Raw genomic sequence first — 23,852 nt, 5'->3', positions numbered from 1 at the left:
CGGAAAAGCTGCGCCAGGCAGCACCCCCTCCGATGGTCCATTGTCCCGCTTGCGGCCACCTTATGCCTCGGTTCTCGACCTCATCGGCCAGACGCCGGTGGTCGAGCTGACCAAGTTCGACACCGGCAAATGCCGGCTGTTCATCAAGCTCGAAAGCCAGAACCCGGGCGGCTCGATCAAGGACCGCATCGCGCTATCGATGATCGCCGCCGCCGAAAAGCAAGGCAAGCTCAAGCGGGGCGGCACCATCGTCGAGGCGACCGCCGGCAATACCGGCCTTGGGCTTGCGCAGGTCGGCATTCCCAAGGGCTACCGCATCGTGCTGGTCGTGCCCGACAAGATGTCGCGCGAAAAGATCCAGCATCTGCGCGCGCTGGGCGCCGAAGTGCGCATGACGCGTTCGGATGTCGGCAAGGGGCACGCCGAATATTACCAGGACATGGCCGAGAAGATCGCGGCTGAGGTGCCGGGCGCCTTCTACGCCAACCAGTTCGCCAATCCGGCCAATCCGCTGGCGCATGAGACCACCACCGGTCCGGAAATCTTTTCGCAGCTCGATGGCAATGTCGACGCGGTGGTTGTCGGCGTTGGTTCGGGCGGCACGCTGACCGGGCTTGGCCGCTACTTTGCGAAGGTATCGCCGAAGACCGAAATGGTGCTCGCCGATCCGGTCGGCTCGGTGCTGGCGCCGCTGATCAAGACCGGCAAGATGGAAGAGGCGGGCAGTTGGACCGTGGAAGGCATCGGCGAGGATTTCGTGCCGCCCAATGCCGATCTGTCGCTGGTCAAGAAGGCCTATTCGATCACCGATAAGCAGAGCATGCTGGCGGTGCGCGATCTCCTATCCCGGGAAGGCATCCTGGCCGGCTCGTCGTCGGGCACGCTGTTGTCGGCCGCCTTGCGCTATTGCCGCGAGCAGACGTCGGCCAAGCGCGTCGTCACCTTCGTTTGCGACAGCGGCAACAAATACCTGTCGAAAGTGTTCGACGATTTCTGGCTGGCCGAACAGGGGCTGGCCGAGCAGGAACATCATGGCGATCTGCGCGACCTGGTCATGCGCTCGCACCGCACCGGCGATACGGTCTCTGTCGGGCCGGACGAAAGCCTGCTCAACGCCTATGGCCGCATGCGCCGCTCCGATGTGTCGCAACTGCCGGTGCTCGATGAGGGCAAACTGGTCGGCATCGTCGACGAAAGCGATATCCTGGCCAAGGTCGAGGGTCCGCATGACGGGCGCTGGGAACGCTTCAACGGCCCGGTGCGCACGGCGATGACCTCCAATCTGCACACGCTGCAGGCCAGCCAGACGCTGGATGCGCTGCTGCCGGTGTTCGACCGCAACGAGGTCGCCATCATCTTCGACGGCGACGAGTTCGTCGGCCTGATTACCCGCATCGACCTGATCAACCATCTGAGGCGCGCCCGATGACCAAACATACCCCGCCGGCCGGCAAAAACCGCCTGGCCTTCTCGACGCGCACCATCCATGGCGGCCAGAGCCACGACCCGCTGACCGGTGCGGTGATGGTGCCGATCTATGCCACCTCGACCTACGGCCAGCAGTCGCCAGGCGTGCACAAGGGTTTTGAATATGCCCGCAGCCAGAACCCGACGCGCTTCGCCTTCGAGCGTGCCGTGGCCGATCTCGAAAGCGGCACCGCAGCCTTCGCTTTCGCTTCCGGCCTGGCGGCGATCTCGACGGTGCTGGAGCTGCTCGATTCCGGCGCCCATATCGTCGCCACCGACGATATCTATGGCGGCTCGTTCCGGCTAATGGAGCGGGTGCGCAAGCGCTCGGCCAATCTGCAGGTCTCCTTCGTCGATTTCACCGACCTTGCGGCGGTCGAGGCCGCGATCCGACCGGAGACGAAACTGCTCTGGGTCGAGACGCCGACCAACCCGCTGCTGCGCATCGTCGACCTCGAAGGAGTGGCGGCTCTGGCTAAACGCAAGGGCATCCTGTCGGTCGCCGACAACACGTTTTGCAGCCCCTATATCCAGCGGCCGCTGGAACTCGGCATCGACATCGTCGTCCATTCGACAACAAAGTATCTCAACGGCCATTCCGACATGGTCGGCGGCGTCGCCGTCGTCGGCGACAACAAGGAGCTGGCCGCCCAGCTAAAATTCCTGCAGAACGCCATCGGCGCCATATCGGGCCCGTTCGACAGTTTCCTGGCGCTGCGCGGGCTGAAGACGCTGGCGCTCAGGATGGAGCGGCATTCCGAAAACGGGCTGAAGATCGCGCAGTGGCTGGAAGCCCGCAAGGATGTGCGCCGGGTGATCTATCCCGGCCTCGCCAGCCACCCGCAGCATGCCATCGCCGTGCAGCAGATGCATGCCTTCGGCGGCATGATATCAGCCGTGCTCGACCGCGATCTCGCCGGCACCAAACGCTTCCTCGAACGCACGCAATTGTTCACGCTGGCCGAAAGCCTCGGCGGGGTGGAGAGCCTGATCGAACACCCGGCGCTGATGACGCATGGGTCTATTCCGGCCGAGAAGCGGGCGGAGATCGGGATATCGGATTCGCTGGTGCGGCTGTCGGCGGGGATCGAGGATGGCGATGATCTGATTGCGGATCTGGAGCAGGCGCTGGGGGGATAGGGGCAGAGTCGCTCCGACTGGGACGAGCCAATCTCCAAAGCCAGCGGTCCAGGTTCAAGCATCGGCCCGGTTGACCTCGCGCGCCATTCGCCCGAGATGTAGCGCCCATGGCGACGCGCGAACCCGAAAAACCCACCGAACCCCTCACCTTCGCGGTGCTGGTGTTCCCCGGCTTTCCGATGATGGCGTTCAGTTCGGTCATCGAGCCGCTGCGCGCCGCCAATGTGCTGGCGAAGCGGCAGTGTTATCGCTGGATCATCGTCGGCGGCACCAAAGGGGCGGTCGAGGCATCGAACGGCGTCGTCATCCAGCCGGGTTTTTACGCGGAGGACGCGCCCAAGGTCGACCGCATCGTGGTGTGCTCGGGTGGTGACGCCGATCACCTCGTCGCCGAGGATGCGGCAAGCTGGATCCGCCGCAGCCTGCGCAATGGCGCGCATATCGGCGCGGTGGCGGATGCGGCGTTCTTCCTGGCGCGTGCCGGCCTGCTCGACGGCCATGCCTGCACCTTGCACTGGACCAGCCAGGCCGCTTTCACCGAAGCGTTTCCCAACATCGAACTGCGGCGCGATCTCTATGTCATCGACCGCAAGCGTTTCACCTCGGCCGGCGGCGTCGGCAGCCTCGACATGATGCTGGAGATCATCACCCGGGATTACGGCGCCGAGCTTGCCGCCGGCGTCGCCGAATGGTTCGTGCATAGCCAGTTGCGCTCCAGTGTCGACCGCAAGCTGATGCCGCTGCGCCTGCGCACAGGCGTGCAGAACGAGTTGGTGCTGTCGGCCATCGCCATCATGGAGGATGCGGTGGAGGAGCGGCTCGGCATGGCTGAACTGACCGCCCGGCTCGGCGTGTCGTCCGACAAGCTCGAGCGCTCCTTCCGCTCCGAACTCGACATCTCGCCCAATGGCTATTACCGGCGGCTCAGGCTGAAGCGCGCCGCCGACCTGCTGGCGCACTCGACGCTTGCCGTGCGCGACGTGGCGCTGGCCTGCGGCTTTGCCTCGATGTCGAGCTTTGCTCGGGCATTTCGCGAGGAGCACGGGCATCCGCCGAAGCTGGCGAGACGGCATTAGAGTCGGCGCTTATCAGGGTAGACCCCCTCATCCGGCCGCTTCGCGGCCACCTTCTCCCCGAGGGGAGAAGAGGGAAGCGCTAGCGCTCGTGATCTCCTCTCCCCTCGGGGAGAGGTCAGCCGAGCGAAGCGGAGGCTGGGTGAGGGGCAGCGCCATACGTTGCAAGGCTAGCGGCATTCCGCACAACACACGCGGTTTTTCGCACAACCCCCGCTCATCGCATACGCCATGGTCAGACCTCGCAACCGACCCAAGGCTAGCCCCCATGAGCATCGTCGTATTCGACCCCGACAGCACCGAGGACGTCGACTTCAAGGACCGCATGCGCCACCCCGCGGCGGCTGATCCGGCGGGCGGCATGTGGCTGTCGGACACCGAGCCGTCCTTCATCGATGCCGACGCCTTGCGTAAAGGCCGGCTGGCAAAACTGCGCGGCTGGATGCGCGAGGCCGGTTATGGCGGCGTCGTTCTGTTCGACCCCTACAACCAGCGCTACGCCACCGGCTCGCGCAACATGTTCGGCTATTTCCTGCGCAACTCGACCCGCTATTTCTTTATCCCGACCGAAGGGCCGATCGTGCTGTTCGAATATCCGCAGAGCTACCATGTCTCCATGGTGCTCGACACGATCGACGAGGCGCGTCCTTCCAAGCTCGTCTGGTCGTCGGTCTCCGGCCGCGACGACGAGACCGCCGGGCCTTTCGCCGACGAGATCGCCGAGCTCCTGAAGAAGCACGGCGGCGGCTCGATGAAGCTCGGGCTCGACCGCTGCAGCCATCTGCAGGCGCTGGCTTTGGAAAAGCGCGGCTGCGATGTGCGGGATTGCCAGGGCGAAATCCTCGCCGTGCGCGCTATCAAGACACCCGAGGAGGTGAAATGCCTGCAGGTGTCGATGGCGGGCGCTGAAGCCGCCGTCTACGCGGTGCGGGAGGCGATCAAGCCCGGTGTCTCCGAAAACGATTTGTTCGCCATCATGTATGGCGAGGTCATCCGCCAGGGCGGCGAATTCATCGAGACGCGGCTCTTGACGTCAGGCCAGCGCACCAATCCATGGTTCAACGAGGCCAGCGGCCGCAAGATCCGGCCGGGCGAATTGCTGGCGCTCGATACCGATACGATCGGCTGCTACGGCTATTATTCCGATTTCTCGCGCACCTTCCGTTGCGGCCCGGGCAAGCCGACGCCCTACCAGAAGTCGCTCTACCGCATGGCACATGACCAGGTGCAGCACAACATCGGAATCGTCAAACCCGGCATGGCGTTTCGTGAGATCGCCGAGAAGGCGTGGAAAATCCCCGACCGTTTTGTCGACCAGCGCTATACCTCGGTCATGCACGGCGTCGGCATGCATGGCGAGACACCGTTCATCGCGCATGCCATGGACTACGAGACCTATGGCCGCGACGGCCATATCGTGCCAGGCATGGTGGTGAGCGTGGAAAGCTATATCGGCGAGAAGGGCGGCCGCGAGGGCGTCAAGCTGGAGGACGAGATCCTGATCACCGAGACGGGGACAGAGCTGCTGTCGCGCTTTCCCTATGAGGATGAGTTTCTGGAGAAGCAGGTTTGATGGTGGCAACCAACGCTCATAACGAGCGCCTCGTTCCCTCCCACCCCCCTCTGTCCTGCCGGACATCTCCCCCGCAAGGGGGGAGATTGGCAGCGTCGCCTGCAGCGCTTTTTTCTGCAAATCTGGCCATCGGCGAAGGCATTCGTGACCGGCGATCTCCCCCCTTGCGGGGGAGATGCCCGGCAGGGCAGAGGGGGGTGCTGTCCCGCCGGCATATGGAAGAAGGCGCAGCATGAAAACCCCCATCTCCCTCAACCGCGGCACGGTGGCCGCCGTCTTCATCGATCTGCAGGAAGAGCACCGGCAGGACCCGCGCTATCTGGTCGAGGGCTTTGCCGGCATCCTGGCCAACGTCCAGCGGCTGCAGGCGGCGGCGCGCGCGAACAAAGTGCCGCTCCAGCACTGGGCCTACATCGTCGATCTCGACAAGCAGGATCGGCCCTTTCATCCGCTCGATGCCGACGGCAAGTCTGCCTTTTCGGACAAGAGCGATCCGCTGACCGAGATCTGCCATGAGGTGGCGCCGGCGGACGGCGAAGGACTGCTGATCAAGGCCGAGGCCAGCGCCTTCCGATCAGGGCCGGGGGCTGATCGGCTCAAGGCTTCCGGCATCGAATGGCTGGTTGTTGCCGGGGTCTGGACCGAGGCCTGCATCGACGCCACTGTGAAAGATGCGGTGGCCAAGGGGTTCCGCGTGCTGCTGGTCAAGGATGCCTGCGGCAGCGGCAGTGCGGCCATGCACCAGACCGGCATCCTCAACCTTGCCAACCGGCTCTATGGCGGCGCCGTCACCGACACGGATGGCGCCTGCCGGCTGCTGGCCGGCGAGACGGTCACCGTCTGGCAGGTCGAGGGCTCGGTGCCGCTGCGCTTCAGCTTCGACAATGCCGCCGCGCTCTACGCCGATCTATGACAGCAGACTGACATGAGCGGCCGCGGCAAATACGAAACACGGCTCGATCCGGTGCTGTGGGCGTACATAGACAGCGTCAACGCCTGGTATCCGCCCGAGATCATCGGCCTGCCGATCGACAAGCAGCGCGAAATCTATGACCGCATGTGCCGCGCCTTCCACCGGGGCCGCCCCGCAGGGGTCAAGGCCAGCGATGGCCTGGTTGCCGCTGCGGGTCACGGCATCCCGATCCGCCACTACCAGCGCGCTGGCAAGGCCGCGCGGGCGATGGTGCTTTATTTCCATGGCGGCGGTTTTATCCTGGGCGGGCTCGACAGCCATGACGACATCTGCGCCGAGCTATGCGCCGGCACCGGTTTCGACGTGGTGTCGGTCGACTACCGGCTGGCGCCGGAGCATCTTCACCCCGCTGCCTTCAACGATGCGATGTCCGTCTTTGCTTGGGCGGCTACAGCCAGCGACCTGCCGCTCGTGCTGTGCGGCGAAAGCGCCGGCGGCAATTTGGCGGCGGCCGTCGCGCAAGCGACGCGCAAGCATATCAGGGCCGCGATCGGCCAGGTGCTGATCTATCCCGGCCTGGGCGGCGACGAGAGTTCGGGCTCCTATGTCGAACATGCCGAGGCGCCGCTGCTGTCGGTCGGCGATATCGCCTTCTACCGCGACATCCGCTCGGCCAAGAAGCAGTCGCCTGACGATCCGACCTTTTCACCATTGCGCGACAGCGACTTTTCCGGCCTGCCGCCGACGGTGATCATCACGGCCGAGTGCGACCCGCTGTCATCCGATGGCGAGACCTATCGCGACCGCATTGTTTCGGCCGGCGGCAAGGCCTGGTGGCATGAGGAGCCCCGTCTCGTGCACAGCTTCCTGCGCGCCCGCGCGACCGTGCCGGCTGCTGCGGAAGCTTTTGGCCGCATCATCGTGGCGGTTGCGGCACTAGGGCGGGGCGAGTGGCCGTATCTATGAGGAAGCTTTCAGCCACAGTGCCTTTTCGCCGAGCGTGGCGACCATGGCGGTGTGCGCGGCGCGCTCTGCTTCAGTCAGGCGCGGCAGCAGCGGCCTCGGGCGTTGGGCGACGATGATTTCGATGTGCCTGATATTTTCGCCCTGCGCCGGCGCGGTGGCGCTGTCGAGGATGAGCGCAGCCTGCTTGCCGCCGATCAGCTCGATATAGACCTCGGCCAGCAGTTCGGAATCGAGCAGGGCGCCGTGCTTGGTGCGCTTCGTGTTGTCGATGCCGTAGCGCCGGCAGAGCGCGTCGAGCGAATTGGGGCCCATCGGATGCTTGCGGCGCGCCAGCGCCAGCGTGTCGACGACAAGCCCATTGTCTATGACCGGATGACCGAGCCGGCCGAATTCGACATTGAGGAAGCCGATGTCGAAAGTGGCGTTGTGGGCAACCAGCTTGGCACCGTCAGTGAAGTTCAGCCACTCCTGGGCAATGTCGGCAAAGGTCGGCTTGCCCTGAAGATCCGCCGCGCTGATGCCGTGCACGGCCTGCGCCTCGGCGTGGATCGCACGGCCCTGCGGATTGATATAGTGGTGGAACGTCCTGCCGGTCGGGAAACGATTGACCAACTCGACGCCGCCCAGCTCGATCACGCGGTCGTCGCGCGAATCAAGGCCGGTGGTTTCCGTATCGAAGATGATCTCGCGCATCGAATCAGGTGCTCCTAGGGAGCAGAATCGGGACACGAGAACAAAATGGCAATGCCTCTTTTTCCTTCTCCCCTTGTGGGAGAAGGTGGATCGGCGCGCAGCGCCGAGACGGTTGAGGGGTGGGTGACGGAGTGCCGTCGGCGTCAAGCTGGAACACCCCTCATCCGACCTCGCTGCGCGAGGCCACCTTCTCCCGCAAGGGGAGAAGGGAAGGAAGGGCGTCAGCGATCAGACCCGCCGATCAGTTCCGCGATGATCGCATCGACCGCCGCACGTGCGGCATCCAGCCCCTGCCCGGTATCGATGACGAAATCCGCCAGCCTGCGCTTCTCCTCATCCGGCACCTGCTTGGCCAGGATCGCCGCCAGTTTTTCCTCGGTCATCCCAGGCCGCGCCAGCACGCGCTGGCGCTGGACTTCGGCGGGTGCGGTGACGACGACGACCTTGTCGACGCGGCCACGGCCGCCGGTTTCGAACAGCAGCGGAATGTCGAGCACAGCGATCGATTCGCCGGCGTTACGATGCCTGGCCAGGAAGGCATCGGCATCGACGCGGACCAGCGGGTGGATGATGGTTTCCAGCCGCTTCAGCGCGCCAGTATCGCCGAGCACGCGCGCACCGAGCTTGGCGCGGTCGACCACACCGCCAACAGTAGTGCCGGGAAAGGCGGCTTCAATCAGAGGCGCCGCCACGCCCGAATAAAGGCGATGCACGGTCTCGTCGGAATCGTGGATGGGTACGCCCGCCTCGGCAAACATCTTCGCCGTCGTCGACTTGCCCATGCCGATCGAGCCGGTGAGACCGAGCACGATCATGGTTTTGGCACCAGATCGGCAACGATGATCGCGCGGAGCTCAGCCGTGACTTGCGGCCTGACGCCGAACCAATATTCGAAGCCGGGCACCGCCTGATTGAGTAGCATCCCAAGGCCGTCGACCGTCTTCAGCCCCCTGGCGCGCGCGGCGGCGAGCAGCGGCGTTTCGAGCGGCACATAGACGAGGTCGGTGACGACAGCGTGGTCCGGCAGCAGGGCCGGATCGGCGGCGAGACCTTCATTGCCGACCATGCCGAGCGCCGTGGTGTTGATCAACAGGCCGGCGTCGGCCAGCAATTCGTTGGTCGCCGCCGTGCCATGCGCCGAGACACCGGCGCCGAAACGATCGCGCAATTCCTGCGCCCGGGCGAGCGTGCGGTTGACGATGCGGATGTCACCAAAACCGCGCTGCTTCAGCGCCTGGATGACGGCGCGCGATGCGCCGCCGGCGCCGAGCACGACCGCCGGTCCCGAACTCGCCCAGCCCGGCGCGTAATCATCGAGATTGGCGGCAAAGCCGTGGCCATCGGTGTTGCCGCCCCACAAGACACCATCCTCGAACCACAGCGTGTTGGCGGCGCCGATCTCTTCCGCCGCCTGGTCGCGGCGGTGGGCCAGCGCGAAGGCGGCCTCCTTGTGCGGAATGGTGACATTGCCGCCGCGAAACCCGTTTGCCTGCAACGTCGCGATGAATTCGGCAAAATCCTGCGGCGCCACGTCGATGGCCTCGTAGCTGCCGTCGATACCGTGTTTGGCCAGCCAGTGGCCATGGATCTTCGGCGAGCGCGAATGCTTGATCGGGTGGCCGGTGACAAAAGCTTTTTTCGACGTCTCAGCCATCGATCGCTCCCAGCGTCCGCAGTTCCGCCAGCAGCGGCAAAAGCGGCAGGCCGACAATGGTGAAATGGTCGCCTTCGACCTTCTCGAAAAGCTGAATGCCTTCGCCTTCGATCTGGTAGGCGCCGACACTGGCCAGCACCTTGGCGCCGACACGGGCGAGATGCCGGCCGATGAAGGCGGGGTCGAGCTTGCGCATGGTCATCGAGGCGATGCCGACATGGCGCCACAGCACCTTGCCGTCACGGACCAGCACCGCGGCGCTGTTCAACTGATGGGTCTTGCCCGACAGCGTCAGCAGATGGCGACGCGCGCCCTCCATGTCGGCCGGCTTGTGGAACACTTCATCGCCGAGCGACAAAGTCTGGTCGCAGCCAAGCACCAGCGCGCCCGGCTTGCGCTCACTCACCTCGGTGGCCTTGGCCTCGGCCAGCACCAAAGCGACATCCTCGGGCGAGACGCCGCTGTTCTGCAAAGGCGCCTCAAGCGCGCGCTCGTCGACATCGGCCGGCACCGCTTCGACGTCGATGCCGGCATTGACGAGCATCGCCTTGCGGAACGGGCTGCCTGAGGCGAGGATGATTTTTTCGGTCATGCTTGTTTACCAGGGTTGGCGTTCCGCCCTAGCGCGTCTTCCCCCTCAGGGCAACGATGGCCGCGGCCGTTTCCTCGATCGAGCGGCGGCTGACGTCGATCATCGGCCAGCCATGGCGCGTGCAGATCTGGCGGGCGTAGGCGAGCTCCTCGGTGATGGCCGCGCGGTCGACATAGTCGCCAGCCTCATAGTCGCTGCTGTTGCCCAAAATGCGGTTCTGGCGGACATGCGAGATGCGCTCGGCGGTGGCAATCAGCCCGACGATCAGCGGCGTCTTGGCTGCGACCAGGCTTTCGGGCACCGGCACGCCAAGCACGATCGGAATGTTGGCGGTCTTGATGCCGCGGTTGGCGAGATAGATGCTGGTCGGCGTCTTCGACGTGCGCGAAATGCCGATCAGCACGACATCGGCATCGTCCATGTTGAGCGGTAGCTGGCCGTCATCATGGTCCATGGTGAAGTTCAGCGCATCGATGCGGCGGAAATATTCGGCGTCGAGGACATGCTGGGCGCCGACGCGGCGGCCGGCCGGCGTGCCGAGATAGGACTGGAAGACAGTCAGCACCGGCTCCAGCACCGACACACAGGGCAGGCCCATTGTGGCGCAGCGCTCGTCGATGCCGCGCGCCAGCTTCTGGTCGACGACGGTATAGAGGATGATGCCCGGCTCCTCCTCGATATCCTCGAACACCTTGGCCACCTGCTTTTCGGTACGGATCAGCGGATAGATGTGCTCGATGGCGCGCGCGTCCTTGTATTGCGCCGAAGCCGCGCGCCCGGCGGCGAGCAGCGTTTCGCCGGTCGCATCGGAAATAAGGTGCAGGTGAAAGAAGCTCTGGGGTTTGTTCACAGGGTACACCTGGGGCTGTGGGCTTGTGTGGATAAACCGGGACAGAAAGAGAGGCCGGTCGGAGGCGACTGTATCAGATGGCAGTTTGTCCACAATTCGCTGTGCTGTCAGTCTCGTCGGGCGGCTGGGGACAAGTCTGGGGACCAGTTTTCTTGCCCTGCATCCATCCACAGGGCCGAGTTTTCCCGCAGTATCGTAAGGCTTTGACTCCAGTGGCGGAATCCGAACTATCCCCAGAACCCTACATCCGGGAGAACGAAGCGCGCGACAATATGCTTGCTGGTGTTTTTCGGGGCAAAGCGGGACAGGTGACAACCACCACAACCAACAGACTCTTAGAATCAGAAGAATCTTAGATATAAGAATCTTTAAGATTATAGGGAGGCTGGGAGAGGCGAGCTCGATGCCCAAAAGCCGGATCATGCTGGACGTCCTCAAGGGCGAGGCGGTGTTTCCGCCTCCGCTCTGGATGATGCGCCAGGCCGGGCGCTATCTGCCGGAGTATCGGGAGACGCGCAGACGTGCCGGTTCGTTCCTCGACCTTTGCTATGATCCCGACCTTGCCGTCGAAGTGACATTGCAGCCGATCGAACGCTTCGGCTTCGATGCCTCGATCCTGTTCTCGGACATCCTTGTCGTTCCACATGCCCTTGGCCGCGACGTTCGCTTCGAAGAGGGAAGAGGACCGCTTTTGACGCCGATCTCGGTGGCCGAGATGGCGGCTCTGGAAGGCGATGTGTTTCACGTGAATCTCGAACCGGTCTACGAGACGGTTCGCCGGTTGCGGGCAAAACTGCCTGAGGAGACCACCCTGATAGGCTTCTGCGGAGCGCCATGGACGGTGGCGACCTATATGATTGCTGGCCATGGAACACCCGACCAGGCGCCGGCGCGACTGTTTGCCTACCGTGAGCCGGAAGCGTTTCAACAGCTGCTGAAAGTGTTGGCCGATCACTCGGCAGCCTATCTGATCCGACAGATCGACGCCGGCGCCGATGTGGTGCAGATCTTCGATTCCTGGTCCGGCGTGCTCGACGACGCGTCGTTCGACCAGTTCTGCGTTTGGCCGGTGGCCGAGATCGTCAGGCAGGTTCGCGCTGTCCATCCCGAGGTTCCGATCATTGGTTTTCCCAAGGGTGCCGGGGCTCGCTATCGCACCTATCGTCAGAAGACCGGTGTAACGGGTCTGGGGATCGACTGGACGGTGCCGCTGGCGGCAGCGAAGGATTTGCAGCGCTCGGGTGCCGTCCAGGGCAATCTCGATCCCTTGCGCCTCGTGGCTGGCGGCAAGGCCTTGTCGGATGGAGTCGAGACGATCCTGAAAGCGCTGGGTGATGGGCCGCTGATCTTCAATCTCGGCCATGGCATCACGCCGGAGACGCCGATCGCCCATGTCGAGGCGATGGTGAAACAGGTTCGGAGTGCGACACGCTGATGGCTGAGATGAACAACACCAACAGCACGGGTCAGGCGATGATGCGCATGACTATCGGGATCATCGTGCTGGTGGTTCTCACCGCGCTTTTGTTTTTCGCAGCACCCGAAAGTTTCTATCCCTGGGCGAAGGCGATCCATATCCTTGCCGTCATTTCGTGGATGGCCGGCATGCTCTATCTGCCGCGGCTGTTCGTCTATCACGTCGATGCCGAGAAAGGCTCGGTGCAGTCGGAGACCTTCAAGGTGATGGAGCGGCGCCTGCTGCGCGCCATCATCAATCCGGCTATGATCGTAACCTGGGTGTTCGGGCTGTGGCTGGCCTGGAAGGTTTTCGGATTCCAGGGCGGATGGCTGCACGCCAAGATCGGCCTGGTGCTTTTGTTGTCCGCTGTTCATGGCTATCTGGCCGGCGCGGTGCGGAAATTTGCCGAGGACCGCAATGAAAAGCCCGCGAAGCACTGGCGGATCGTCAATGAGATCCCCACATTGCTGATGATCGCAATCGTGATCCTGGTTGTCGTCAAGCCGTTCTAATGCATGTCGCCCAAAAGTGGTCCCGGTTTTGGGACAACGACATGCATAAGGTGTTTTAAGCCTTTTCCGTCTCCGCAAAACGCGGCTTGCTCTTTCACCCGACCGACGATAAAAGACGGGTCTTCCTTCCCGTCATGCGCCGCCCCTCATTGCTTTCGGCCGCGCCCGGCATTTGTCGCATCCCGTCGATATCCTCCCAAAGCCTGCCCAGACTCCATCTATTCAAGGTCCGTTTATGCAAGAAATGAAACTCGCCGAGTTCAAGAACAAGAAACCGCCAGAGCTGATCGCTTATGCCGAATCGCTCGAGGTCGAGAACGCCAGCGTCATGCGCAAGCAGGAACTGATGTTCGCGATCCTGAAGAAACTGGCCGCCCAGGACGTCGAGATCATCGGCGATGGTGTGGTCGAAGTGCTCCAGGACGGGTTCGGCTTCCTGCGCTCTGCCAATGCCAACTATCTGCCAGGTCCCGACGACATCTACATTTCGCCGTCGCAGATCCGGCGCTTTTCGCTGAAGACCGGCGATACGGTCGAAGGACCGATCCGCAGCCCGAAAGAGGGCGAGCGCTATTTCGCGCTGCTCAAGGTCAACACGATCAATTTCGACGATCCCGAAAAGATTCGTCACAAGATCCACTTCGACAATCTGACGCCGCTTTACCCGACCTCGCGGCTGAAGATGGAAATGGAGGTTCCGACCTCCAAGGACATCTCGGCCCGCGTCATCGACCTGGTGGCGCCGCTCGGCAAGGGCCAGCGCGCCCTGATTGTCGCGCAGCCGCGTACGGGTAAAACCGTTCTGCTGCAGAACATTGCCCACTCCATCACCACCAATCATCCCGAATGCTATCTGATCGTGCTTTTGATCGACGAGCGGCCGGAAGAAGTGACCGACATGCAGCGCTCCGTGAAGGGCGAGGTCGTCTCCTCGACCTTCGACGAACCGGCGGTGCGTCACGTCCAGGTCGCCGAAATGGTCATCGAAAAGGCCAAGCGCCTGGTCGAACATGGCCGTGATGTCGTCATCCTGCTCGATTCCATCACCCGTCTCGGCCGTGCCTACAACACCGTGGTGCCGTCATCCGGCAAGGTGCTGACCGGCGGTGTCGATGCCAACGCGCTGCAGCGGCCGAAGCGTTTCTTCGGCGCCGCCCGCAACATCGAGGAAGGCGGCTCGCTGACCATCATCGCCACCGCGCTGATCGATACCGGCAGCCGCATGGACGAAGTCATCTTCGAAGAGTTCAAGGGTACGGGTAACTCGGAAATCGTGCTCGACCGCAAGGTTGCCGACAAGCGCATCTATCCGGCCATGGACATATTGAAGTCCGGCACCCGCAAGGAAGACCTGCTGGTTCCGCGCTCGGATCTGCAGAAGATCTTCGTGCTGCGCCGCATCCTGGCGCCGATGGGAACCACCGACGCGATCGAGTTCCTGATCGACAAGCTGAAGCAGACCAAGACCAATGGCGATTTCTTCGACTCGATGAATACGTAACCGTCTGTCCGGAGTTTTCCGGCCTGCGAATTGAAACCCCGTTCCGGGAAACCGGGATGGGGTTTTTCATTGCGTCGGGTCCGGGTCGCGACAGGCAGAAGCTTTGGCAGACGCGCCGTGACGTTACGGACGGCGCAGAAGCCGGCCAAGTTCTTCCGGATCGGCCACGACGGGGAGGCAGACCTGACCTGTACAAAGCCAGGCACCGATTTTCTCCGTCGGCGGTAGAATCCCGCCGGGTAGCAAGGGTCGATTCGTTTCCGAACCGATTGCGAGGACAATGGCCACGCGGCGTGGGTCAGGGTTTCGATTCGCAACCGGAACAAGCTTGGGATTCGCCGGATCGTCTATCAGAACCAGCTTCAGCGGCTCGATGGCAAGGGCGCAGGCATTGACGATGCCGGCCTGACCATAGGCCTGGTGCGCCGCGCGGCCGGCCGCATGCTCGGCAACCTTCCAGGCCTTTTCCCCGAGGTCGAAGTCGCCGGTGACGGAAGCGAGCCGCACCAGCGCTGCGATAATCTGGCTGGTGGCCGACGAAATGGCCTCATCGACATCGCCGCGGATGCGGATCGGGACATCGGTGCTGTCCGAAGCGGTGAGATAGTAACCCGTCCCTTCGGCGTCAGCATGCCAATGGTCGAGCTGTTCAATGAATTGCTTTGCCTGGTCGATATAGTTCCAGTCGCCCGATGCCTCGAACAGCGAAATCCCTGCATTGGCCATGGCGGCATAGTCAATCGACAGAGCGGGAAAGAGTTTCCTGGCGCCGAGCATGGAATGCGGCAAGCGGTTGTCGCGGCTGGCGCCGGAGATGTGGGCAAAGGCCTTGGCCGCGGCCTCGATCCAGACGGGCCGCCCCAGTGAGCGGCCCGCCTCTGCGAGCGCTGCAATCATCAGGCCGTTCCAGTCGGTCAGGGTCTTGGCGTCCAGGCCAGGCCGAACCCGCTCTTCCCGGGCAGCGAGAAGCCTGGCCTTGAGCGGGATCAGCCGCTCGCGCTCGGCCACGCTTTGGGCTTGCTGGGCGCGGGTTTGATGGACAACCGGCTTGCCTTCCCAGCCATGCGGGCTGGAGAGCGTGAAGTATTTGAAAAACAACGCTGAATCATCGCCGAGCACGACCTCGATCTCGTCCTTGCTCCAGGTGTAGAACAGCCCTTCCTCACCATCGCTGTCGGCGTCGAGGCTGGCGGCGAAGGCACCGCCATCGACGCGCATTTCTCGTAGCAGCCAGTCGACAGTGTCTTCGATTCGTACCCGGAACAAATCATTGCCGCTCGCCGAAAAGGCCCAGGTGCAGAAGCGGATCAGCTCGGCATTGTCGTAGAGCATTTTCTCGAAATGCGGCACCAGCCATTCCGCGTCGGTCGAGTAGCGGCTGAGCCCGCCGCCAATATGGTCATAGATGCCGCCGCTCAGCATCTGTTCGAGGCTGACGAGCACGTCGTCGCGGTGGGAAGCGTTGCCGTCGCGTAGCCAGGACAGCCACAGGGTAAGCATGAATGGCGCGTTGGGGAATTTCGGTGCGCCGCGCAGGCCGCCAAGGTCACGGTCGATCATGCCGTCGATGCGGCCGGCGAGGTCGGTGAGCGTGCCGCGATCAAGGCTCTCCTTGGCATGCGAGCCGGACAGCCGCGCCTCGACATGGGAGGTCAGGCCGTCAGCGCTCTGATGCAGACTGTCGCGCTTCTCGCGCCAGGCCTTGTCGACCGCTTCCATCACCTGGATGAAGCCAGGACGGCCATAACGCGCCACGCGCGGAAAATAGGTGCCGCCCCAGAACGGCTTGCCATCCGGCGTCAGGAACATGGTCAGCGGCCAACCGCCTTGCTCGCCCATCGAGGACAGGGCGGCCATATAGATCTGGTCGATGTCCGGACGCTCCTCACGGTCGACCTTGATATTGACGAACAGACGGTTCATGACGGCCGCGACGTCGTCATTCTCGAAGCTTTCGTGCGCCATGACATGGCACCAGTGGCAGGCGGCATAGCCGACGGAAAGCAGGATCGGGCGATCGAGCGTCTTTGCTTCGTCCAGAGAAGCCGGCGACCAGGCCCGCCAGTGGACGGGATTGCCGCTGTGCTGCTGCAGATAGGGGCTGGCTTCCTGGGCAAGCAGGTTTTGCGCGGGCAATGTCACGATGGGCACACTCGGGTTGTTTTGAAGGCGCGAAGCTAGGGCGGTTCAACAGAGCGGGCAAATGATTTCAGGCGATTCGATCGTTGCGTTGTCGAGCGGCCGGCTTCCGGCCGGTGTTGCCGTGCTGCGTATCTCCGGTCCGCAGACTCGATTCGTGGTCGAAACGATCGCCGGCGGCATGGTTAAGGAGCGTGCGGCGGTTCTGCGCAAGTTCCGGGCGCCGGACGCAACCGTGCTGGACAGCGGTCTGGTGATCTTTTTCCCCGGTCCGGCCAGCTTCACCGGGGAGGATGTCGCCGAATTCCATGTTCATGGCGGGCGTGCCGTGGTCGCCAGGATGCTGGAGGTGATCGCCGGATTTGACGGCGTCAGGCACGCAGAGCCTGGTGAATTTACCCGCCGTGCCTTTCTGAATGGCAAGTTCGACCTGGTGGAGACCGAGGCGCTGGCGGACCTGATCAACGCGGAGACCGAGGCGCAGCGCCGCTTTGCCATCCGGAATGCCGAAGGCGTCCAGAGCGATCTTTACATGAGCTGGCGTCGCCAGCTGATCCATGCACGGGCGATGATCGAGGCGGAGATCGACTTTGCCGACGAGGATGACGTGCCCGGATCCGTTTCGGATACGGTTTGGTCTGATGTAAGGGCGATGATCGACGAGGTTGATCGCCACATCGCCGGGTTTCACGCCGCGGAAATCATCCGCGACGGCTTCGAGGTGGTTATTCTGGGCGCGCCGAATGCCGGCAAATCGAGTCTGTTCAACGCCCTGGCGCGCCGGGATGCAGCTATTGTAACGGATGAGCCAGGCACGACGCGCGACCTGCTCGAGGTGGTGCTGGACCTAGAGGGATTGCGCGTCAGGCTGACAGACACGGCTGGATTGCGCGAGGCGCCGGGCAAGGTCGAGGCCATCGGTATTGAGAAGGCCAGGGCCAAGGCGGACCGCGCCGATCTTTTGCTGCTGCTGGAAGACATTCCGGCTCCCACGGACATCGGCCCAGTCCCGGTTGCTGCGCCTTTGTTGCGCGTCGGGACTAAGCTTGACCTGTTGGATGAGCAGTCGGCTGGGGGTGTGGCCGGTCGCTATGACCTTGTCATTTCAGTCGTAAATGGAACTGGTGTTGAGGCGCTACTTGCCGAGATCGGCCGGCGCGCGGCTAGTGCAGCCGGCGATGTGGGCGATGTTCTCCCTTCGCGGCTGCGCCATGTCGAATTGCTGAGCGATGCGAATCTCCATCTGCTTCGAGCGATCGACGGCGATGCCACTGGCCAGGAACTGCGGGCTGAGGAGTTGCGGCTGGCCGCTGACCGCCTGGGCCGAATCGTCGGCGCCATCGATGTCGAAGACATGCTGGACGTGATCTTCGGGCAGTTCTGCATCGGGAAATGATTCACGTGAAACAATGACTTGGCTGAAACGTGAGCTGAGTCTTCGATGATGGCTCATGCCTAGTCGATTAGCGAAGGCGCCCTTAGCGTGACTCACGTGAAACAATCACCGCAGTCGTGACTCACGTGAAACAAAGGCCGGACGTGCTGCCTCTCAACCTGTTTCACGTGAAACTTGCCGCGAAGTTTTCTTGACAGCTTCGCCCTGCGGGGACATGTGTCCCTCAATCTCTACTGAGTCCAGGATTTGGAAATGACCGATCACTATGATGTGGTTGTGGTGGGCGGCGGCCATGCTGGTTGCGAGGCGGCCAGTGCGGCCGCGCGCGCCGGCGCCAAAACCGCGCTCGTGACGCTGCGCTTCGACACGATTGGCGTGATGTCGTGCAATCCGGCGATCGGCGGCCTCGGCAAGGGCCATCTGGTCCGCGAGATCGACGCCATGGACGGTCTGATGGGCCGGGTGGCGGATGCGGCCGGCATTCAGTTCCGCCTGCTCAACCGCCGCAAGGGTCCAGCGGTGCGCGGGCCGCGCACGCAGGCCGACAGAAAGCTCTATCGCCTTGCGATGCAGGAAGCGATTCGGGAGCAGAACGATCTCGACGTGGTCGAGGGCGAAGTCCTAGACTTCGAGATCGTCGAGGGGCGAATCGCCGCTGTCCTGCTGGCAGATGGCCGCCGGCTGGCCTGCGGCGCCGTGGTTTTGACGACCGGAACTTTCCTGCGCGGACTCATTCATATCGGCGAAAAGAAGATCGTCGCCGGCCGCATGAACGAGCAGGCAAGCCTTGGCCTGTCGGCGACGATGGACCGCGCGGGCTTCAAGCTCGGCCGGCTGAAGACGGGTACACCGCCGCGGCTGGATGGAAAGACAATCGACTGGGCCTCGCTGGAAAGCCAGGCAGCGGACGAACATCCCGTACCGTTCTCGCTGATGACGGACCGGATCGAGACGCCGCAGATCGAGTGCGGCATCACCCGCACGACGTCTGCTACGCATGAGTTGATCCGCGCCAATCTTGGCCGTTCCGCAATGTATTCGGGCTCGATCGAAGGCGTCGGCCCGCGCTATTGCCCGTCGATCGAGGACAAGATCGTCAAGTTCGGTGACCGTGATGGGCACCAGATCTTCCTTGAGCCGGAAGGGCTCGACGACGACACCGTCTATCCCAATGGGATTTCGACCTCGCTGCCTGAGGACGTGCAGCTCGACATCCTGAAAACCATCCCCGGGCTGGAGCGCGCGGTCATGCTGCAGCCCGGCTATGCCATTGAATATGATCACGTTGATCCGCGCGAACTGCGTCAGACGCTCGAGACGAAGCGCGTCGGTGGTCTGTTCCTCGCCGGGCAGATCAACGGCACGACCGGCTATGAGGAAGCCGCCGGACAAGGCCTGCTCGCCGGCCTCAACGCGGCGCGGCGGGCGGCGGGCGGCGAACAGATCGTGCTGAGCCGCACCGAGGCCTATATCGGCGTGATGGTCGACGATTTGACCAGCCGCGGCATCAGCGAGCCCTATCGCATGTTCACCTCGCGGGCCGAATTCCGCTTGTCGCTTCGTGCCGACAATGCCGATGAACGGCTGACGCCGCTGGCTGCGAGGCTGGGAATCGCCTCGGCGCAACGGATGCAGCGCTATGGCGATGTCATGCAACGGCTCGGCTCGGCACGGGAATTGGCAAAGTCGCTGACGATGACGCCCAATGAGGCGGCGCGACATGGGCTGGAGATCAACAGGGATGGCGTGCGCCGGTCCGGCTATGAGTTGCTGGCCTATCCCGATGTCGACGTCGCCTGGCTGGCCAGGGTCGAGCCGAAATTTGCAGCCGTCGATGCCAAGACCGCCGAGCGGCTCGAAACGGCGGCGAAATATTCGGTTTACCTCGATCGCCAGAAGAGCGATGTCGCGCAGATCCGCCACGAGGAGGGTCGGTTGATCCCGGAAACCGTCGATTTTGCCGGCGTGCCCGGACTGTCCAACGAGTTGAAGCAGAAGATGCAGACGCGGCGGCCGCGCTCCGTTGCTGACGCCCAGCGCATGGAGGGCATGACGCCGGCGGCGCTGGCGATCATTGTCGCGCATGTCCGGCACCATGAAGGCGCGCAGAGAGACGTTGCGTGAGCTCTTTCTCCCTAGAGAGCCTGCAGGATGCGGCCGGCCCGGTTTCACGTGAAACATTCGATCGCCTGGTGGCGTTCGAAGAGATGTTCCAGAAATGGAACCGCAGCATCAACCTGGTCGCGCAGTCGACAGCGGGCGATGTCTGGCAGCGCCACATATTGGACAGCGCGCAGCTGGCTCGCATAGAACCCAGCGCCACGCGTTGGGTCGACATTGGTTCGGGCGGTGGATTTCCGGGCCTGGTCATGGCCTTCCTGCTCGCCGAGCGTCCGGGGGCCAGCATCGATCTGGTGGAAAGCAACCGCAAAAAAGCGTCGTTCCTGCAGACTGTCATTGGCCAGTTCAGCCTGCCGGCGCGGGTCGTGGCGCGCCGGATCGAGGACAGCCATGCACTTGTTTCAGCACCGCAAATCGTCACGGCGCGGGCTCTGGCCTCGCTTTCTGCCCTGCTCGATCTGTCGGCGCCCTGGCTGACGTCTGGCGCACGCGGGCTGTTCCACAAAGGCCGGGATTATCGCGCCGAAGTGCAAGAAAGCATTAACCGATGGGCCTTCGATCTGGTAGAACATCCCAGTGTGACCGACCCTCATGGCGTCATCCTCGAACTGTCCGACATCAGGCCTGTCTGAGCTTCGACGTGTCGGGTTATTTGGCGACCCAAAAATGAATTCCTGGCATAGATCCATGATGAAGAACGGCCCCCGAATCATCACCGTAGCCAACCAGAAGGGCGGTGTCGGCAAGACGACCACCGCCATCAATCTGGCCACCGCGCTCGCTGCAATCGGCGAAAAGGTGCTGATCGTCGATCTCGACCCGCAAGGCAACGCCAGCACCGGCCTCGGCATCGACCGCAAGGATCGTACGGTCTCATCCTACGACGTTCTGACCGGCGAACTCGAGCTGGAAGCCGCGGCCATTCCGACCGCCGTGCCCGGCCTGTCAATCGTGCCGTCGACGCTCGATCTGCTCGGCATCGAAATGGAGATCGCCTCGGCGCCGGACCGGGTGCTCAAGCTGCGCAATGCGCTGCGCGCCGCCACCGAACGCGGGGCGCCGTTCAATTACGTGCTGATCGATTGCCCGCCTTCGCTCAACCTTTTGACTTTGAATTCAATGGCGGCAGCCGATTCTGTTCTTGTGCCGCTGCAATGCGAGTTCTTCGCGCTCGAAGGCCTCAGCCAGTTGCTGGAGACCGTCGAGCAGGTGCGCCGCTCGATCAATCCGGACCTCATCATCCAGGGCATCGTGCTGACCATGTATGACGGCCGCAACAACCTCGCCAACCAGGTGGTGCAGGATGTACGGGCGCATATGGGCGACAAGGTCTACGAGACCATCATTCCGCGCAATGTGCGGGTGTCCGAGGCGCCGTCCTACGGCAAGCCGGCGATCCTTTACGATTTGAAGTGCTCGGGCAGCCAGGCCTACCTGCAGCTGGCCTCGGAAGTGATCCGCCGCGAGCGCAAATTGCGCGCCGCTTGATTAGCCCGTCAGCATAATTAACAGCCGATTCGATACCGAAACGATCTAAACACCTGGAATAGAGATGAGCGAAGACCTTTCGAGAAAAAGACTGGGCCGTGGGCTGGCCGCACTGATCGGCGAGATCGATCGCCCGGCAGCGCCGGAAAAGCCCGGCATGAGCGCCGACGGCAAGGTGCCGATCGAGTTCCTCAGCCCGAACCCGAAAAACCCACGCCGGCATTTTGGCGACGCCGAACTCACCGACCTTGCCCAGTCGATCCGCGAACATGGCGTGGTCCAGCCGGTGGTGGCACGGTCGTCGCCGAACCAGGCCGGCCGCTACGAGATCATCGCCGGCGAGCGGCGCTGGCGGGCGGCGCAGCGCGCCGGGCTGACCGAGATTCCGGTCATCATCCGCGAGGTCAATGATCGCACCGCGCTCGAACTGGCGATCATCGAGAACGTCCAGCGCACCGACCTCAACGCGGTCGAGGAAGCGCTGGGCTACCAGCAGCTGATCGACGATCACGGGTATACCCAGGCCGATCTCGGCAATGTCATCGGCAAGAGCCGCAGCCATGTCGCCAACACGCTGCGGCTGTTGAAGCTGCCGGATGTGATCCGTGACATGCTGGTCGACGGCGCGCTGTCGGCCGGCCACGCCCGCACTCTGGTGACGGCCGAGGATCCGGCCGGCCTTGCCAAGCGCATCGTCGAAGAGGGCCTTTCGGTGCGCCAAGCCGAAGCGCTGGCGCAAATGCCGGCCGGGCCGACGCCGGCCAAGCCGAAGCAGGCACAAGCCGCGCCGGAAAAGGACACCGACACGCTGGCGCTGGAAAAGCTGATGACCGACACGCTCGGCATGATCGTGGCCATCGACCACAAGGGCAAGGGCGGCGAGCTGCGGGTGTCCTATCGGTCGTTGGAGCAGCTTGATGAGCTGTGCCGGCGATTGAAGCAGGAGCGGTAGGGCGGGCTTAAGGTTAGGCTCTACAGCTGATATATCGGTGATATACGGCCGCTGTGTCCCGACTCCGACAGAAATTCAGAATTCCGACTCGACTCTCGGCGGTCCACGAGCTCTGTAGGCGGCTGAAGGACCAGCGGTAGGTGCCTGAGAAAGCACAGTATTTAGCCGGCAAATCAAGTTTCAGCTTGAAATCAAAGAACGATAAAAGGGCTGGCGGTTGCCGGCACTTTCTTTCTGCGGCGCTGATGTTTGGCGACGGCGTCGAAGCTGCCAATCTCCCCCGCTTGGGGGAGATCACGCGTTTCACCGCTGCGCCAACCGGCTGCTTTCAATTGCAATCCCCAGCAGCGCCTGACGTGCCAGCGCCACAGCCAGATCCGGCCGCCGCCGCGTCTGCAGCACGGCCGTCTGCAGCCGGGTCAGCGCGCGGCTGAGCGCGTCGCTGCTCCAGCGGTCGAGCGCCTTCTCCACCAGCTTGCGCCTGGAGAAGAAAACCGGGGGCCGCGCGCCGGCAACGACCGACGCCGCGTTACGGCCGCCAGAGTCCATCTGGCCGCGCATGATCTGGATCTGCTGCAACTGCCGCATCGCCGACGACAGCACGAGAAAAGGCGGGCCCCCCGACTGGCAGTGACGGGTGAAGGCGGTGTCGAAGTCGCCGACCTTCCCCTCGAGCAATGCATCGACGGCGTCGTCGAAAGAGGCGCCGGAGACGTCGCCCGACATAGCCCGGACCTCTTCCAGCCCGATATCCTTCTGGCCATGGGCATAGAGAACAAGCTTTTCGATCTCGCCACGCGAGGCCAACCGGTCGCCGCCGAGATTGCGGCGCAGCGCCTGTCTCGCTTCCATGGTCATCGACATGCCGGCCTTGCGCAGCTCGTCGTCGATGACCGTGTCGATGTCGCGGGCCTCATCAGCGTAGCAAGGCAGCGCCATGGCACCGTCCGCCGCCTCGACCACGGCGCGCAACCCGACGCCTTTCTTGAGATCGCCTGCCTCGATCAGGATGATGGCATCCCGTGCCGGCTCCGCCGTCAGCGCCTTGACGTCGTCGGCCAGCGCCTTCTGGCCGGTGGCGTTGCGCACCCAGAGCAGGCGCCGGTCGGAAAACATCGGCACGGTGCGAGCCTCGTCGAGCAACCGGCCTTCGTCGCGGTCGACCTCCGAGCCCTCGAGCCGAACCACGGAGAACGGATCGTCTAGCGGCAGGCCGGTCTTTTCGGCAAAGGCCTTCGCCCGCTCGGAAACGAGACCGCGATCGGGTCCGTAAAGCAGGACGATCGAGATGCGCGGGTCAGGCTTCGCGAGCCACGAATCGACCTCGAAAGCTTTCTTCTGTGCCATGAGTGGTGGTTAGCAT

21 protein-coding genes are annotated in these 23,852 nt (G+C 63.3%); 14 read left to right on the top strand and 7 right to left on the bottom strand.

Going from position 1 to position 23,852, the window contains the following annotated elements; genetic code table 11:
• The 6 genes from AC1DX0_RS11835 to AC1DX0_RS11810 all read left to right on the top strand — a co-directional run.
• Positions 1 to 1,429: pyridoxal-phosphate dependent enzyme (locus AC1DX0_RS11835; RefSeq protein WP_477355424.1), on the top strand; the 1,429-nt coding region annotated here is incomplete at its 5' end.
• On the top strand, positions 1,426 to 2,607 hold the full coding sequence (locus AC1DX0_RS11830) for a trans-sulfuration enzyme family protein (protein WP_477223887.1): 1,182 nt from the start codon (positions 1,426 to 1,428) through the stop codon (positions 2,605 to 2,607). The genes AC1DX0_RS11835 and AC1DX0_RS11830, both read left to right, overlap by 4 nt.
• Positions 2,608 to 2,714: 107 nt before the next feature.
• Positions 2,715 to 3,683 carry a GlxA family transcriptional regulator gene (locus AC1DX0_RS11825; RefSeq protein ID WP_477223888.1) on the top strand — a complete coding sequence of 323 codons (969 nt, stop codon included), beginning with the start codon at positions 2,715 to 2,717 and terminating at the stop codon, positions 3,681 to 3,683.
• Between the two features lie 265 nt (positions 3,684 to 3,948).
• Positions 3,949 to 5,253, top strand: a complete 1,305-nt coding sequence (locus tag AC1DX0_RS11820) for a M24 family metallopeptidase (RefSeq protein WP_477223889.1) — start codon at positions 3,949 to 3,951, stop codon at positions 5,251 to 5,253.
• Between the two features lie 232 nt (positions 5,254 to 5,485).
• Entirely contained in the window at positions 5,486 to 6,166 is a 681-nt protein-coding gene (locus AC1DX0_RS11815) for an isochorismatase family protein (RefSeq protein ID WP_477223890.1), read from the top strand.
• Between the two features lie 12 nt (positions 6,167 to 6,178).
• Entirely contained in the window at positions 6,179 to 7,132 is a 954-nt protein-coding gene (locus AC1DX0_RS11810) for an alpha/beta hydrolase (RefSeq protein ID WP_477223891.1), read from the top strand.
• On the opposite strand, the gene dnaQ is transcribed toward AC1DX0_RS11810, so the two are convergent.
• The 5 genes from dnaQ to AC1DX0_RS11785 form a co-directional block, all read right to left on the bottom strand.
• A complete protein-coding gene (dnaQ, locus tag AC1DX0_RS11805; protein WP_477223892.1) occupies positions 7,127 to 7,825 on the bottom strand; it encodes a DNA polymerase III subunit epsilon in 699 nt (232 codons plus the stop codon). The two genes, AC1DX0_RS11810 and dnaQ, sit on opposite strands and share 6 nt — an antisense overlap.
• Before the next feature lie 221 nt (positions 7,826 to 8,046).
• Positions 8,047 to 8,640 (bottom strand): dephospho-CoA kinase, encoded by a 594-nt coding sequence (gene coaE / locus AC1DX0_RS11800; protein WP_477223893.1) that lies wholly within the window; start codon positions 8,638 to 8,640, stop codon positions 8,047 to 8,049.
• Positions 8,637 to 9,479 carry a shikimate dehydrogenase gene (locus tag AC1DX0_RS11795; RefSeq protein WP_477223894.1) on the bottom strand — a complete coding sequence of 281 codons (843 nt, stop codon included), beginning with the start codon at positions 9,477 to 9,479 and terminating at the stop codon, positions 8,637 to 8,639. The genes coaE and AC1DX0_RS11795 overlap by 4 nt, the downstream gene beginning before the upstream one ends.
• A complete protein-coding gene (locus AC1DX0_RS11790; protein ID WP_477223895.1) occupies positions 9,472 to 10,071 on the bottom strand; it encodes a Maf-like protein in 600 nt (199 codons plus the stop codon). The genes AC1DX0_RS11795 and AC1DX0_RS11790 overlap by 8 nt, the downstream gene beginning before the upstream one ends.
• A 28-nt stretch (positions 10,072 to 10,099) precedes the next feature.
• Positions 10,100 to 11,068 carry a pyruvate, water dikinase regulatory protein gene (locus AC1DX0_RS11785; RefSeq protein ID WP_477223949.1) on the bottom strand — a complete coding sequence of 323 codons (969 nt, stop codon included), beginning with the start codon at positions 11,066 to 11,068 and terminating at the stop codon, positions 10,100 to 10,102.
• 256 nt (positions 11,069 to 11,324) lie between these two features.
• On the opposite strand from AC1DX0_RS11785, the gene hemE reads away from it, so the two are divergent.
• The 3 genes from hemE to rho all read left to right on the top strand — a co-directional run bounded on the left by hemE (position 11,325) and on the right by rho (position 14,393).
• Positions 11,325 to 12,356 (top strand): uroporphyrinogen decarboxylase, encoded by a 1,032-nt coding sequence (gene hemE, locus AC1DX0_RS11780; RefSeq protein WP_477223896.1) that lies wholly within the window; start codon positions 11,325 to 11,327, stop codon positions 12,354 to 12,356.
• Positions 12,356 to 12,892 (top strand): protoporphyrinogen oxidase HemJ, encoded by a 537-nt coding sequence (hemJ, locus tag AC1DX0_RS11775; protein ID WP_477223897.1) that lies wholly within the window; start codon positions 12,356 to 12,358, stop codon positions 12,890 to 12,892. The genes hemE and hemJ overlap by 1 nt, the downstream gene beginning before the upstream one ends.
• A 235-nt stretch (positions 12,893 to 13,127) precedes the next feature.
• Positions 13,128 to 14,393: a transcription termination factor Rho gene (rho, locus tag AC1DX0_RS11770; RefSeq protein WP_027041130.1), complete on the top strand. Its 1,266-nt coding sequence runs from the start codon at positions 13,128 to 13,130 to the stop codon at positions 14,391 to 14,393.
• A gap of 123 nt (positions 14,394 to 14,516) precedes the next feature.
• Here rho and AC1DX0_RS11765 read toward each other — a convergent pair whose 3' ends face one another.
• A complete protein-coding gene (locus AC1DX0_RS11765; protein WP_477223898.1) occupies positions 14,517 to 16,535 on the bottom strand; it encodes a thioredoxin domain-containing protein in 2,019 nt (672 codons plus the stop codon).
• A 61-nt stretch (positions 16,536 to 16,596) separates the two neighbouring features.
• On the opposite strand from AC1DX0_RS11765, the gene mnmE reads away from it, so the two are divergent.
• The 5 genes from mnmE to AC1DX0_RS11740 all read left to right on the top strand — a co-directional run bounded on the left by mnmE (position 16,597) and on the right by AC1DX0_RS11740 (position 22,489).
• Positions 16,597 to 17,928: a tRNA uridine-5-carboxymethylaminomethyl(34) synthesis GTPase MnmE gene (mnmE, locus tag AC1DX0_RS11760; RefSeq protein WP_477223899.1), complete on the top strand. Its 1,332-nt coding sequence runs from the start codon at positions 16,597 to 16,599 to the stop codon at positions 17,926 to 17,928.
• Positions 17,929 to 18,180: 252 nt separating this feature from the next.
• Positions 18,181 to 20,052: a tRNA uridine-5-carboxymethylaminomethyl(34) synthesis enzyme MnmG gene (gene mnmG, locus AC1DX0_RS11755; protein WP_477223900.1), complete on the top strand. Its 1,872-nt coding sequence runs from the start codon at positions 18,181 to 18,183 to the stop codon at positions 20,050 to 20,052.
• On the top strand, positions 20,049 to 20,681 hold the full coding sequence (gene rsmG, locus AC1DX0_RS11750; protein ID WP_477223901.1) for a 16S rRNA (guanine(527)-N(7))-methyltransferase RsmG: 633 nt from the start codon (positions 20,049 to 20,051) through the stop codon (positions 20,679 to 20,681). The genes mnmG and rsmG overlap by 4 nt, the downstream gene beginning before the upstream one ends.
• Before the next feature lie 55 nt (positions 20,682 to 20,736).
• On the top strand, positions 20,737 to 21,537 hold the full coding sequence (locus AC1DX0_RS11745; protein WP_258588435.1) for a ParA family protein: 801 nt from the start codon (positions 20,737 to 20,739) through the stop codon (positions 21,535 to 21,537).
• Between the two features lie 64 nt (positions 21,538 to 21,601).
• The gene (locus AC1DX0_RS11740) at positions 21,602 to 22,489 is read left to right on the top strand and encodes a ParB/RepB/Spo0J family partition protein (RefSeq protein WP_477223902.1); all 888 of its coding nucleotides are present in this window, start codon (positions 21,602 to 21,604) and stop codon (positions 22,487 to 22,489) included.
• Positions 22,490 to 22,792: 303 nt separating this feature from the next.
• Here the strand turns inward: AC1DX0_RS11740 and holA are convergent, their stop codons facing one another.
• Positions 22,793 to 23,836: a DNA polymerase III subunit delta gene (gene holA / locus AC1DX0_RS11735; protein WP_477223903.1), complete on the bottom strand. Its 1,044-nt coding sequence runs from the start codon at positions 23,834 to 23,836 to the stop codon at positions 22,793 to 22,795.
• Positions 23,837 to 23,852: the final 16 nt, after the last annotated feature.

The organism is Mesorhizobium sp. P3_A9 (assembly GCF_056402975.1).
Note: the sequence above shows the minus strand (reverse complement) of the source record. Positions and strands in the feature narration are given on the sequence as shown.